We start from the raw sequence: 13444 nt of genomic DNA on the forward strand, positions 1-13444 counted from the left end.
GCTGCGTCATCGGATGTCACAGCGCCTCAGCGCTGGCGTCGCTCCCGCACCCGCATATTCAGCACGATCGGCGTGCCTTCGAAGCCGTAGAGCTCCCGGAGGCGGCGCTGGATGAACCGGCGATACCCGGGATCGAGGAACCCCGTGGTGAACAGCACGAAGGTCGGCGGACGCGTCGACGCCTGCGTGCCGAACAGGATGCGAGGCTGCTTGCCCCCGCGAACCGGATGCGGGTGCTCGGCGACGAGCTCGGAGAGGAACGCGTTGAACTTTCCGGTGGAGATACGCTGATCCCACGACCTCAGCGCGGTCTCCAGCGCCGGGACGAGCTTGTCCAGGTGGCGACCGGTGCGGGCGGAGATGTTCACGCGCGGCGCCCAGGCGACGTGCGCGAGGTCCTGCTCGATCTCGCGCTCGAGGTAGCGGCGGCGGTCGGCGTTCTCGAGGTCGGCGTCGTTCAGGCGATCCCACTTGTTGAAGGCGAGCACGAGGGCCCGCCCCGACTCCAGCACGAGGTCGATGATGCGGACGTCCTGCTCGCTGAGCGACTCCGAGACGTCGAGCACGACGACGGCGACCTCGGCCTTCTCCAGCGCCGCCGACGTCCGCAGCGACGCGTAGAAGTCCGCCCCCTGCTGGAGGTGCACGCGGCGTCGGATGCCGGCCGTGTCGACGAAGCGCCACAGCTTGCCGCCGAGCTCGACGACCTCGTCGACGGGGTCACGGGTGGTGCCCGCGAGTTCGTTGACGACGACCCGCTCCTCACCGGCGGCCTTGTTCAGCAGCGACGACTTGCCGACGTTCGGCCGCCCGAGGATCGCCACGCGGCGGGGCCCGCCGATCTCCTGCTTCGCGACCGCGGAGACCTCCGGCAGCACCTTCATCATCTCGTCGAGGAGGTCGGCGACCCCCCGGCCGTGGATGGCCGAGACGGGGTGCGGTTCTCCGAGACCGAGATTCCACAGGGCTGCAGCCTCGGGCTCCTGACGGGCGTCATCGATCTTGTTGGCGACGAGGAAGACGGGCTTGCCGCTCTTGCGCAGCAGCTTCACGACGTGCTCGTCCGTCGACGTCGCCCCCACCATCGCGTCGACGACGAACATCACGACGTCGCAGAGATCGATGGCGATCTCCGCCTGGGCGGCGACGGAGGCGTCGATGCCGCGGGCATCGGGCTCCCACCCGCCAGTGTCGACGATGGAGAACCGTCGGTCCATCCATTCGGCCTTGTAGGTCACCCGGTCGCGGGTCACCCCCGGTGTGTCCTCGACGACCGCCTCGCGGCGTCCGAGGATCCGGTTCACGAGCGCCGATTTACCGACATTCGGTCGTCCGACGATGGCGACGACCGGCAGGGCCGGGAGGAATTCCACCCCCTCGCCGTCGTCGAGAAGACCGGCCAGGAGCGCCGCATCCTCTTCCTCGAGGTCGTAGTCCGACAGGCTCGCTCGGAGGGTCGCCGCGCGCTGCTCGGCGAGGTCGTCGTCGATGTCGGCGAGGGCCTCGGCGAGGTGATCTTCTCCCGCGGCGTACTCGCCGTCGTCGGGAAGGGCGTCGGCGGGACGCGTGTCATCGGACATCGGAAACTCCCGTCTGCACGAGCGAATGCACGACGCCGAGGACGGCGTCGACGGTCTGTGCGAAATCGAGGTCGGTCGAATCGACCACCGTCACTCCGGGAGCGGCGGTCAGGAAGTCGACCACCGCGCTGTCGGAGGTGTCGCGCCGCTCGAGCGCCGCCGCGACGGCCGCGGTGTCGTCGGTGTCGAGCTCGGCGGACCGGCGCGCCGCGCGCACTCCCGGAGCGGCCGTGAGAAGGATGCGGACGGGGGCGTCGGGTGCGAGCACCGTGGTGATGTCGCGGCCTTCGACGACCACCCCCGATCTGTGCGAACCGGCGATCAGCGCGCGGAAGAGGGCATTGATGGATCGCCTGACCGGCGCCACCCGGGCGACGCCGCTCACGGCGTCGGTGACGCGCTGCTCGCGGATGGCGGCAGTGACGTCGACCGTTCCGACACGGACCCAGTAGTCGTCGGGGTCGAGGGAGATGTCGTACGCGAAGTCACCGGCGAGCTCGAGCACCGCCGTGGCGTCGGAGGTGTCGGCGCCGTGCTCGAGCGCGTGCCAGGCCAGCGCCCGGTAGGCGGCCCCGGTGTCGAGGTAGCCGAAGCCGAGGCGACGTGCCACCTCTTTGGACACGCTGGATTTCCCGCTTCCCGCGGGGCCGTCGATGGCGACGACGAGGGGGTCAGTCATTGGTGGTGCTCGCAATCTTCCAGCCGCGGGACTCCAGCCCCGCGATCGCAGGGCGGACGGCGCTGGGTACGACGCTGATCTCGGCGAGGCCGAACAGCGCTCCCGGCGAGTGCTCCAGCCGCAGATCTTCGACGTTCACTTCCAGTTCCCCGAGGTCGCCGAAGAGTCGGCCGAGCTGTCCCGGACGGTCATCGACCATGACGACGACGGTCTCGAACCGCCGGTTCTGCCCGTGCTTCCCGGGCAGGCGCTCCACGCCCTCGTTGCCACGTCGGATCGTGTCGGCGATCGAGCGGCGGGCGCCAGGCGCTTCGGGGGCGCGGAGGGCGCCGGCGACGTCGGCGAGATCGGCGGCGACGGCGTCGAGGACGGATGCCACGGGCGCGGCGTTCGCGCCGAGGATCTGCACCCACAGCTCCGGGGCCGAGGCCGCGATCCGGGTCGTGTCGCGGACGCCCTGACCTGCCAGGCGCAGGAAGCCGTCGGGGGCGTCGACGAAGCGCGCGGCCAGGAGGCTCGCGACCAGCTGCGGCACGTGCGACATGAGCGCGACGGCGGCGTCGTGCTCTTCGGGGGTCATCTCCAGCGGTGTGGCACCGAGATCGAGGGCGAGGGCCTCGACGACGGCGAGGTCGCGGGAGGGGGTCTCCTCGTCCCGGCAGACCACCCAGGGCCTCCCCACGAAGATGTCGGCGCGAGCGGCGATCGCACCACCGCGTTCACGTCCGGCCAGCGGGTGCGACCCGATGTAGTGGGTCAGATCCACGCCGCGCTCCCGAAGTGTGCGGAGCGGCTCGAGCTTGACGCTCGCGACATCCGTCACCACCGCCTGCGGGTGACGACGCAGTTCCCGCTCGATGACGTCAGCGGTGACATCGGGCGGCACGGCCACGACGATGAGCACCGGTTCGTCATCGTCGCGGGTGGCGCGCCCCGCGCCGTAGTCGATCGCCAGGCGCAGCTGCGAGGGTGAGGTGTCGTCGAGGGCGACGTCGACGCCGAGCGCGCTCAGCGCGTGCCCGATGCTCGCCCCGAGCAGGCCCGAGCCGACGATGCGGACCGTCCCCTGAACCCGCGGCGCGAGCGGCGGGGCCGGGCGCGCGGCAGAGCTGTTCTCGAGGGTCACGGGTTCTCCTGGCGCGACAGGGTCAGAAGCGCACCGCGTTCCACTGTAGTCAACTCCCGTGCCTGTCCCACCGCGAGGGTTCCCAGGTGCAGGGGCCCGAACTGCCGCCGGACCAGCTCGACGACAGGATGCCCCACCTCGGCCATCATGCGCCGGACGATGCGGTTGCGCCCCGAGTGGAGGGTGAGCTCGACCAGGGATTCGTCTTCGGCGGGAGAGGATGACAGGAGCCGGGCCTTGTCTGCGGCGATGGGGCCGTCCTCGAGTTCGACCCCGCGGGTGAGACGGGCGAGGGTCTGCGCGGTGACGCGCCCGGCGACCTTGGCGACGTAGACCTTGGTCACCCCGAACGAGGGGTGCGCGAGAACGTGGGCGAGCGCGCCGTCATTGGTCAGCACGAGCAGACCGCTGGTGTCGGCGTCCAGCCGGCCGACGTTGTAGAGCCGCTCCGGCCACGCCGCGGTGAATGTCCGCAGGTCGGGCCTCCCGCGGTCGTCCTTCAGCGAGCTCACCACCCCGCGCGGTTTGTTGAGCATCACATAGCGCTTGGACTGATCCAGCTGCACCGCGACACCGTCCACGTCGATGAGGTCGGTGTCGACGTCGACCCGGGAGCCGAGCTCGGTCACGGGCTGCCCGTTGACCCGCACCCGCCCGTCGACGATCATCTGCTCGGCGACGCGGCGCGATGCGACGCCGGCGTTCGCGAGCGCCTTCTGCAGGCGGACACCCTCGGTGCCCGGTTCAGTGGTCTCACTCATCGGATGTCCTCGAAACCGTCCGCGCCGTCGTCGAGGAGAGGAGAGATCGGCGGCAGGTCGTCGAGGGAGTTGATACCCAGGTTCACCAGCAGCGCGTCGGTCGTCTCGTAGTGGATCGCCCCGGTGTCAGGGTCGGTGAAAGCCTCGGTGATGAGGCCGCGGGCGAGAAGGGTGCGCACGACCGAGTCGACGTTCACGGCGCGGATCGCGGCGACCTGGCCGCGGGTGACGGGCTGTTTGTACGCGATGACCGCCAGGGTCTCCAGCGCCGCCTGCGACAGGCGCGCGGGCGCCTGACCGCCGACGAACTCGCTCACGAGATCATCGTGCTCTGCTCGCACGTACAGGCGCCACCCGCCGCCGACCTCGCGGAGCTCGAAGCCGCGGCGAGGGCCTCCGTTCTCGCCGTTGTAATCGGCGACGAGCGACTCGATGGCCTGGCGGACGGCGGCGACGGGCGCACCCACGGCCGTCGCGAGGCTCACCAGGCTCTGCGGCTCCTCCACCACCAGCAGGATGGCTTCCAGTCGCCGCGCCACGGACGCCGGCGTCGGAGCCGCCGGGGTCTCGGCCGGCGAAACGGGATCGGTCAGGGTCTGCTCATCGGTCATAGTCGGCTCCCAAGCTGGCGAGACTCTCGTCGCTCAAGCGGTCTGCGGTCCACCGCAGGGTCAGTTCGCCGAGCGGCTCGAGCTGCTCGAACGAAAGGGCGGCGTGGCGGAACAGCTCGAGGACGGAGAGGAATCGGGCGACCACCACGCCGGGCTGATCGACGCCGGCGATGAGTTCGCGAAACGACAGCGATCCCGCTCCACGAAGGAGGGCCACAACGACGGCCGCCTGCTCGCGGATGCTGACCAGCGGCGCGTGCAGGTGATCCAGGCGCACCTGGGGGATCTCCCTCGGGGTGAGCGCCAGAACGGCGAGCGCGGCGAAGTCGGCGGCGCTCAGCGTCCAGACGAGTTCCGGAGTCGACGCGCGATGGCGTTCGTCCAACCGCACCGACCGGGCGTGGCGGTGATCCTCGGCGTGGAGGCGTTCGGCGAACCAGCCCGAGACCTGCTTGAACGCGCGGTACTGCAGCAGTCGGGCGAAGAGGAGGTCACGGGCCTCGAGCAGCGCCACCGACTCGGCGTCGACGAGTTCTCCCTGCGGAAGGAGCCCGGCGACCTTCATGTCCAGCAGGGTCGCGGCGACGACGAGGAACTCCGACGCCTCCTCGAGCTCGTCCTCCGGGCCGAGCCCTCGCAGGTAGGCGATGAACTCGTCCGTGACGGCGCTGAGCGAGACCTCGGTGATGTCGAGCTCCCGCTGGGAGATGAGAGTAAGCAGGAGATCGAAGGGTCCGTCGAAGACGCTGAGCGAGACACGGAACCCGTGATCGCCGGGCGCGTCGGCCGCCGCCGGCGGCCCGTCGGGGTTGTCAGGCGACGGCGCCACGCGCGACCAGCTCCCGCGCGAGTCGCAGGTAGGCCTGCGCCGCGGCGTGCTCGGGCGCGAACTCGGTGATGGGCATTCCCGACACGGAGGCGTCGGGGAACTTCACGGTGCGTCCGATGACCGTCTCCAGCACCTCGTCGCCGAAGGCCTCGACGACGCGCTCGAGCACTTCGCGGGAGTGGAGGGTGCGGGCGTCGTACATCGTGGCGAGCACTCCGTCGAGCGTGATCGTCGGGTTCAGCCGATCGCGCACCTTGTCGATGGTCTCGATGAGGAGCGCCACACCTCGAAGGGCGAAGAATTCGCACTCGAGTGGGATGAGGACGCCGTGGCTCGCGGTGAGCGCATTGACCGTCAGGAGTCCGAGCGAGGGCTGGCAGTCCACGAGGATGACGTCGTAGTCGGCCGAGACCTTGCGCAGCACCCGGGCCAGCGTCGTCTCGCGTGCGACCTCGTTGACGAGGTGGACTTCGGCTGCCGAGAGGTCGATGTTGGCGGGGAGGACGTCGAGGTTCTCGACCCGCGTGGAGACGATGACCTCGCCCGGATCGCGCTTGGTGTCCAGCAGCAGGTCGTAGATCGTGGGGATCTCGTGGGTCTGTATGCCCAGGCCGGCCGACAGCGCGCCCTGCGGATCGAAGTCCACGGCCAGGACCCGGCGACCGTACCCGGCGAGCGCCGCGGCGAGGTTGATGGTCGTGGTGGTCTTACCCACCCCGCCCTTCTGGTTGCACAGCGAGATGATGCGCGCGGGTCCGTGGCCCTCGAGCTTGGGCGGGGTCGGGAATCCGCGGTACGGCCGACCGGTGGGACCGATCGGGACGTCGCTGACAGCGGCCTTCTTCGCGCTCCGCGTGCTACCGGCCACGACTCTCCTGACTTCCGACATGTCTGATCGATTCTAACGACGCGCGCCGCCCTGCCCGGGAGGCTCACCCATCACCGCTCACCGGGCGCGTGGATGACTGGTCGCGTAGACGTCGCGCAGGGCGTCGACGCTCACGTGGGTGTAGATCTGCGTCGTCGTGACCGACGCGTGCCCCAGAAGCTCCTGCACGACGCGCACGTCGGCGCCGCCCTGCAGCAGGTGAGTGGCGAAGGAGTGCCGGAGAGTATGCGGCGACACGTGGGCGGTGAGCTTCGCCCGTTCCGCCGCCTGCTGGATCACCGCCCACGCACTCTGGCGCGACAGTGGCGCGCCGCGCGCGCCGAGGAAGAGCCGCGGCGTCGCCCGGCCGCGCCGCGAGAGCTCGGGGCGGGCGCGGGTGAGGTAGGCGCCGAGCGCCGCCTGGGCGTACGAACCCACCGGAACGATGCGCTCCTTGGAGCCCTTGCCTCGCAGGCGCAGCACCGCGGGGTGGGCCACATCGTCGAGGTCGAGCTGCACGGCCTCCGACACCCGCGCTCCCGTTGCGTACAGGAGCTCGAGCAGCGCGCGGTCCCTGAGGGCCACCTCGTCGCCGGGCTGCGCGGCGCCGGGCGCCGGCCCCGCAGCATCCAGCAGCTGCTCCACCTGCGCGATCGTCAGCGCCTTCGGCAAGCGCTGGGGGGCTTTCGGTGGTCGCAGCGCTCCGGCAGGATCGACCTCCTGCAGACCCTCCTGAACGAGGAAGCGGTGCAGACCCCGTACCGAGGACTGCAGACGGGCGAGACTGGATGCCGCCGGCGGGGGGTTCTCGCGCGCGCGTTCGGCCGCGAATTCCTCGAGGAGGTGGGGGGTGACCTCGGCGAGATCGCCGATGCCGCGCCCACCGAGCCATTCCCGGTAGACGTCGAGATCACGGCGGTACGCCGCGACGGTGTGGTCGGAGAGCCCCCGCTCGACGGTGATGTGACGGAGGTAGGCGTTCACCGCCCGATCCGGCGTCATCGTCTCAGCCAGCCGGGGCGATGCATCGGGCCGCTCAGCCCGCCGTGCGCTCGCGTCGAAGGATCTCCGCGGTGGCGAGGGCGCCGGTCGCGAGGATGCCGTTGCGGAACCTCCCGGCGACAACGGCGTCGACGACGTCGGCGAGCGCCATCCACTCCACGCGGATGTCGGCCTCTTCCTCACCGCGGGCATGCACCTCGGGGGCGGCGGAGAGCCCACGGGCGAGGAAGAGGTGGACCACCTCGTCGTTCCCCCCGGGGGTGGTGAAGATGCTCACCAGCGGATCCCACTGCTCGGCGACGAGGTCGACCTCCTCGGCGAGCTCCCGCTTCGCCGTCGCGAGCGGCGGCTCCCCCTCGACATCCAGGAGCCCCGCCGGGATCTCCCAGTCGCGATGACGGATGGGATGGCGGTACTGCTGGATGAGGATCACTCGGTCCTCGGCGTCGAGAGCGACCACGGCGGCCGCGCCCGGGTGCGCGACGTACTCGCGGACCAGCTCGTCGCCTGCGTAGCGGACGACATCGCGCTGGACGTTCCACACCCGGCCGGTGTACACCCGCTCCGCGGAGGCGACGTGGGGGGTGACGGGGTCGTCGGCGAGGCGGTCGGAGATCGCCCGCTCAGTCATTGTCGACATCGAACAGCTCGCTGGCGCGGTGGCGGTCCAGAGCCGCTCCGACGAGTCCGCGGAAGAGCGGATGCGGCTCGGTGGGCCGGGAGCGCAGCTCGGGATGCGCCTGGGTGGCGATGTAGTACGGGTGGACCTCTCGAGGCAGCTCGACGTACTCGACGAGGTTGCGATCGGGGGAGAGCCCGGAGAACACCAGACCCGCCTCGGACAGCTGCTCCCGGTAGGCGTTGTTGACCTCGTAGCGGTGACGATGCCGCTCGAGCACCCGGTCGGACTGGTACACCTCGGCCGCCACGGAGCCCTCGGCCAGCTGTGCGGGGTAAAGGCCCAGACGCATGGTTCCGCCCAGATCTCCGCGATCGAGGATGTCGACCTGCTCGGCCATCGTCGCGATCACGGGGTGGGGCGTGTCGGGGTCGAACTCGCTCGAGGACGCGTCATCGAGACCGGCGATGTTGCGCGCGTACTCGATCACCATGCACTGCAGACCGAGGCACAGTCCGAGCGTCGGGATGCCCTGCTCGCGGGCGAAGCGCAGGGCGCCGAGCTTGCCCTCGATCCCCCGGATGCCGAAGCCGCCCGGGACGATGATGCCGTCGAGGTCGCCGAGCGCCTTGGCCGCTCCCTCGGGTGTCTGGCAGTCGTCGGAGGGGATCCAGCGGATGGTGACATGGGTCTCGTGCGCGAAGCCGCCGGCCTTGAGCGCCTCGGTGACGCTGAGGTAGGCGTCGGGAAGGTCGATGTACTTCCCGACCAGCCCGATCGTCACCTCGTGCTTGGGGTTGTGCACCGCCTGCAGCACCTTGTCCCACCGGGACCAGTCCACGTCGGCAGCCGCATCGAGGCCCAGGGCGCGGACGATGTAGGCGTCCAGGCCCTGCTCGTGCAGCATGGTGGGGATGTCGTAGATGCTCGGCACATCGACGGCGTTGACGACCGCGTCCTCATCGACGTCGCACATCAGCGCGATCTTGCGCTTGTTGCCCTCGGTGACGGGGCGGTCGCTTCGCAGGACCAGCGCATCGGGCTGGATGCCGATGGAGCGCAGCGTCGCCACCGAATGCTGGGTGGGTTTGGTCTTCTGCTCGCCCGAGGCGCCCATGAACGGCACCAGCGACACGTGGACGAAAAAGACGTTGCCTCGCCCCAGCTCGTGCCGGATCTGCCGAGCGGACTCGATGAACGGCTGCGATTCGATGTCACCGACGGTTCCGCCGATCTCGGTGATGATGACGTCGGGGCGGGGCTCCTCGCTCGCCTGCAGACGCATCCGGCGCTTGATCTCGTCAGTGATGTGCGGGATCACCTGAACGGTGTCGCCGAGGTACTCCCCTCGGCGCTCGCGGGCGATGACCTGGGAGTAGATCTGCCCGGTCGTGACGTTGGCCGCCTGACTGAGATCGATGTCGAGGAAGCGCTCGTAGTGCCCGATGTCCAGGTCCGTCTCGGCACCGTCGTCCGTGACGAAGACCTCGCCGTGCTGGAAGGGGTTCATCGTGCCCGGATCGACGTTCAGGTACGGATCCAGCTTCTGCATCACCACGCGCAGACCCCGGGCGGTGAGGAGATTCCCCAGACTGGCCGCGGTCAGCCCCTTGCCCAATGAAGAGACGACACCGCCCGTCACGAAGATGTGTCTGGTGGTGTCGTCGTTCGGTCCCGCCTCAGGAGTCTGCATCACGGGCTTCGATCCTATCAGCCGGTTGCGGTGACGCTGCGGTCGCAGCGCCGAGTTCGAGGAGTTCTCTGGCGTGGGTCAACGCTGCGTCGGAGTCGGGCATGCCTGAGAGCAGACGCGCCATCTCGGCCTCCCGGTCCGCGCCGGACAGCCGCCGGACGCTGGAAGCGGTGACCGACCCGTCGCTGGCCTTCTCCACCGTCAGATGGTTCCCTGCGAAAGCCGCCACCTGAGCGAGGTGGGTGACGGCGATCACCTGCGCCGACCGGGCCAGAACCGCCAGGCGACGGCCGACCTCGATGGCCGCTGCCCCGCCGATTCCGGCGTCGACCTCGTCGAAGACGAAGGTGGGCACGGGGTCCGTTCCTGCGATGACCACCTCGATCGCGAGCATCACCCGGCTGAGCTCGCCGCCCGACGCACCGCGAGCCACCGGCCGGGGTTCGGCCCCGGGGTGGGCGGCCAGGAGGAAGGTCACCTCATCACGGCCGGATGCGGTCGCCGAGGCGTCGGCGACGTCGACCCGCACCAGCGCGTCGGGCATCGCCAGGGCGCGGACCTCGGCCGTCACCGCCTGCCCCAGCCGTTCGGCGGCCTCCCCGCGGGCAGCCGACAGCGCCGCAGCTGCGGCGTCGAGCTCCGCGGCCGCCCGATCGCGGTCCTCGGACAGGCGCGCGACCCGGTCGCCGTCGTCGTCGAGCTCCATGAGGCGTGCGGATCCCTTGGCCAGGAACGCGATCGCCTCGTCGAGGGTGCCGTGTCGACGCACGAGTGCCCCGAGGACCGCTCGGCGCTCCTCCACCTGCTCGAGCTCGCGAGGCCCGGACTCATCGAGATCGGCGAGATAGGCCGAGAGTGCCGTCGCGGCGTCGACGATGCGGTAGCCGATGTCGGCCAGCTCATCAGCGTGGGGGCGCAGCGCCGGGTCCTCCACCCGCTCCAGCGCCTGCCGGGCCTCCGCGACCAGCGTCGCCGCATCGGGCACGTCGAGATCGCTCGAGAGGGCGTCGTGAGCGGCGGCGGCCGCGAGCCGCAGCTCCTCGGCGTTGGCCAGGCGCTCCGCACGCGCAGCGAGCTCGCTGTCCTCGCCCGGTTGCGGATCGGCCTGCTCGATCTCCGCGACGGCGGCCCTCAGGTCGTCGGCCTCGCGGGCGCGGGACTCGCGCCCCTCGATGAGGGCGCGGAGCTCGTCGTCGAGTGCCCGGTGGCGGTGGAAGACCTCGCGGTACGCGGCGAGAGCCGAGCGCACCGGCTCGCCGCCGAAGCGGTCGAGCGCATCCCGCTGGGCCGCGCTCGAGCGCAGGCGCAGCTGATCGGACTGACCGTGCACGACGACGAGATGGTCGGCGACGTCGGCGAGCACCCCGGCGGGCGCCGACCGGCCGCCGACACTCGCGCGGCTTCGCCCCTCGCTGGTGACGGTGCGGCCGAGGAACAACTCGGCCCGATCGTCCTCCAGGGGTTCGACCTCTCCCCCGGCCTCCTCGACGCGGGCGGCGACCGGACCGTGCGCGGGTACCGTCCAGACTCCGTCGACCGCCGCCTGACCGCTTCCGGCGCGGACCACCGACGAATCGGCGCGCTGACCGAGCAGCAGACCCAGTCCGGTCACGACCATCGTCTTGCCGGCTCCCGTCTCGCCGGTGATCGCCGTGAATCCGGGACCGAGCGGCAGGGTGGCCTCGGCGATGACACCGAGGCCACGCAGACGCATCTCCTCGATCATGACGGCCGCTCTCGCCCGGACGCGGTGGTCGGGCCCCGCCACCCCTCGACCGGCAGGCGGAACTTGCGCACCAGCCGGTCGGTGAATGCCGCGGGATGCAGGCGGGCGAGGCGCACAGGATGCGAGGCGCGACGCACGACGACGCGGGCCCCCGGGGGCAGGTCGTGCGAGCGGCGTCCGTCGCACCACAGGATGCCGGTGTCGTCGGTGCGATCGAGCACTTCGATGGCCACCGCGTGCTCGGGTCCGACCACGAGGGGCCGCGCGAACAGCGCGTGCGCCGAGAGCGGCACCACCGAGATGGCCTGCACCGTCGGCCAGATGATCGGGCCGCCTGCCGAGAAGTTGTACGCCGTCGACCCCGTCGGAGTCGACACGACGACCCCGTCGCATCCGAAACTCGACAGCGGGCGCCCGTCGACTTCGATCACGACCTCGAGCATCCGCTGGCGGCTCGCCTTCTCCACGGTCGCCTCGTTCAGCGCCCACGTGTCGAAGACCACGGCTCCCGAAGCATCCTTCACCCGGACGGACAGGGTGAGGCGCTCCTCGACCTCGTAGTCGCGCGCGATGACCATGCGGACGGCGTCGTCCATGTCATCCGGCTCGATCTCCGCGAGGAAGCCGACATGGCCCATGTTGATCCCGAGGACAGGTGCGCGGCCGTCGCGGACGAGTTCGGCCGCGCGGAGGATCGTACCGTCGCCGCCGAGGACGATCGCCAGCTCGATGTCGTCGATCGCGACGTCGTCGCCGAGCCGGCCGATGCGGGCACGCGATGCCCCGGGTTCCTCGGCGCGGAAGAGGCGCTCGGTCAGCAGTCGCATCTCGGCCGTGTCGTCGGCGGGAAGGACGGGACGGGCACCTGCGGCGTTGAGCGCCGTGATCACACGGGTGGCCGCGTCGATCGTCGCAGGCCGGTGGGCGTGCGCGACGACGAGGATATTGCGCTCCGGATCGGTCATCGCTCCCCTGCCACGTCATTCACGGTCCCGAGCCATTCTGTCGGGTTTTGACCTGCCCCCGGTCGGAGGTGGATGAGGAACTCCCTGTTTCCGCGCGCGCCGAGGAGGGGTGAGGCCATCACGCCCGCTGTTCCAAAACCGCTGTCCCATGCGCTCCACAGCACACCGGCGACCGCATCAGCACGCGCGGCGGGGTCTGTGACCAGTCCCTCCCGCACCCCGGTCCTGCCGACTTCGAACTGCGGCTTCACCAGCAGCACGACATCGGCCGACGCCGGCACGACACGGGCGATGGCAGGGAGGATGTGACGCAGCGAGATGAAGGACAGGTCTCCGACGACGAGCTCCGGCCCGGCGGCACGCGCGGACCAGGACCGCCAGTCCCCATCGGTCATGTCCCGCGCATTGAACCCTTCCACCACGACGACCGCGGCGTCGCCGCGGATGCGCGCATCGAGCTGTCCGTGCCCTACGTCGACGGCGACGACCGTGGCAGCGCCACGCTCGCGGAGCACTTGGGTGAAGCCACCCGTAGAGGCTCCGAGATCGAGCGCGACGCGCCCCCGCGGCTCGACGCCGAAGGCATCGAGGGCGGCGAGGAGCTTGACCGCGCCGCGACTGACGTAGTGATCGGCCGCGGCGACGTCGATGACGGCGTCGTCGGCGACACGATGGGAGGCTTTCCGGATCTCGATGCCGTCGACGCGCACCGCACCGGCGGAGATCAGCGAGGCGGCGTGGGTGCGGGAACGTGCCAGGCCCCGGGCGGCCAGTGCCGCGTCAAGGCGATCGGTCATCGATGCGCCGGATCGCCGGCGCCGAGAGTCTGATCCAGGCGCCGGGCAAGATCATCGTGGATCGCGGCGAAGCCCTCGGCGCGCTCGGCCAGCGGCTGGGATTCGATGATCTCCAGCGCCGACAGCAGCTCCGACGGAGCCCCGGCATCGGTCATCCGTTCGTCCTCGCCCATGGACACAGAATACGT

14 protein-coding genes are annotated in these 13444 nt (G+C 70.6%); all 14 read right to left on the minus strand.

Translation table 11 applies throughout. The annotated features are described in order from the left end of the window. Positions 1-26: 26 nt before the first annotated feature. From der to HDC37_RS05960, 14 genes are read right to left on the minus strand one after another with little or no spacing between them, the layout of a single operon-like run. Complete coding sequence (gene der, locus HDC37_RS05895; RefSeq protein ID WP_179559457.1) at positions 27-1580, minus strand: ribosome biogenesis GTPase Der; 1554 nt, start codon at positions 1578-1580, stop codon at positions 27-29. After that, positions 1570-2259 (minus strand): (d)CMP kinase, encoded by a 690-nt coding sequence (gene cmk, locus HDC37_RS05900; protein ID WP_179559458.1) that lies wholly within the window; start codon positions 2257-2259, stop codon positions 1570-1572. The genes der and cmk overlap by 11 nt, the downstream gene beginning before the upstream one ends. Then, positions 2252-3385: a prephenate dehydrogenase gene (locus HDC37_RS05905; RefSeq protein ID WP_179559459.1), complete on the minus strand. Its 1134-nt coding sequence runs from the start codon at positions 3383-3385 to the stop codon at positions 2252-2254. Before HDC37_RS05905 ends, cmk begins: the two co-directional genes overlap by 8 nt. After that, positions 3382-4146, minus strand: a complete 765-nt coding sequence (locus HDC37_RS05910) for a pseudouridine synthase (protein ID WP_179559460.1) — start codon at positions 4144-4146, stop codon at positions 3382-3384. Before HDC37_RS05910 ends, HDC37_RS05905 begins: the two co-directional genes overlap by 4 nt. Beyond that, a complete protein-coding gene (gene scpB, locus HDC37_RS05915) occupies positions 4143-4757 on the minus strand; it encodes an SMC-Scp complex subunit ScpB (protein WP_179559461.1) in 615 nt (204 codons plus the stop codon). The genes HDC37_RS05910 and scpB overlap by 4 nt, the downstream gene beginning before the upstream one ends. Beyond that, a complete protein-coding gene (locus tag HDC37_RS05920) occupies positions 4747-5586 on the minus strand; it encodes a ScpA family protein (RefSeq protein WP_179559462.1) in 840 nt (279 codons plus the stop codon). Before HDC37_RS05920 ends, scpB begins: the two co-directional genes overlap by 11 nt. Further along, positions 5570-6475: a ParA family protein gene (locus HDC37_RS05925; RefSeq protein WP_179559463.1), complete on the minus strand. Its 906-nt coding sequence runs from the start codon at positions 6473-6475 to the stop codon at positions 5570-5572. The genes HDC37_RS05920 and HDC37_RS05925 overlap by 17 nt, the downstream gene beginning before the upstream one ends. A gap of 57 nt (positions 6476-6532) precedes the next feature. Further along, complete coding sequence (xerD, locus tag HDC37_RS05930; protein WP_179559464.1) at positions 6533-7456, minus strand: site-specific tyrosine recombinase XerD; 924 nt, start codon at positions 7454-7456, stop codon at positions 6533-6535. A 34-nt stretch (positions 7457-7490) separates the two neighbouring features. Further along, entirely contained in the window at positions 7491-8087 is a 597-nt protein-coding gene (locus HDC37_RS05935; RefSeq protein ID WP_179559599.1) for an NUDIX hydrolase, read from the minus strand. Continuing rightward, positions 8080-9768, minus strand: coding sequence for a CTP synthase (locus tag HDC37_RS05940; protein WP_179559598.1), 1689 nt, complete (start codon positions 9766-9768; stop codon positions 8080-8082). Before HDC37_RS05940 ends, HDC37_RS05935 begins: the two co-directional genes overlap by 8 nt. Beyond that, positions 9755-11494 carry a DNA repair protein RecN gene (gene recN, locus HDC37_RS05945; protein ID WP_179559465.1) on the minus strand — a complete coding sequence of 580 codons (1740 nt, stop codon included), beginning with the start codon at positions 11492-11494 and terminating at the stop codon, positions 9755-9757. Before recN ends, HDC37_RS05940 begins: the two co-directional genes overlap by 14 nt. Beyond that, positions 11491-12459, minus strand: a complete 969-nt coding sequence (locus HDC37_RS05950; RefSeq protein ID WP_179559466.1) for an NAD kinase — start codon at positions 12457-12459, stop codon at positions 11491-11493. The genes recN and HDC37_RS05950 overlap by 4 nt, the downstream gene beginning before the upstream one ends. After that, a complete protein-coding gene (locus HDC37_RS05955) occupies positions 12456-13256 on the minus strand; it encodes a TlyA family RNA methyltransferase (RefSeq protein WP_179559467.1) in 801 nt (266 codons plus the stop codon). Before HDC37_RS05955 ends, HDC37_RS05950 begins: the two co-directional genes overlap by 4 nt. Then, positions 13253-13429 carry a hypothetical protein gene (locus HDC37_RS05960; RefSeq protein WP_179559126.1) on the minus strand — a complete coding sequence of 59 codons (177 nt, stop codon included), beginning with the start codon at positions 13427-13429 and terminating at the stop codon, positions 13253-13255. The genes HDC37_RS05955 and HDC37_RS05960 overlap by 4 nt, the downstream gene beginning before the upstream one ends. Positions 13430-13444 lie beyond the last annotated feature (15 nt).

The sequence above is a fragment of the Microbacterium sp. AK009 genome, from assembly GCF_013410955.1.
In the GTDB taxonomy this organism is placed as follows: domain Bacteria; phylum Actinomycetota; class Actinomycetes; order Actinomycetales; family Microbacteriaceae; genus Microbacterium.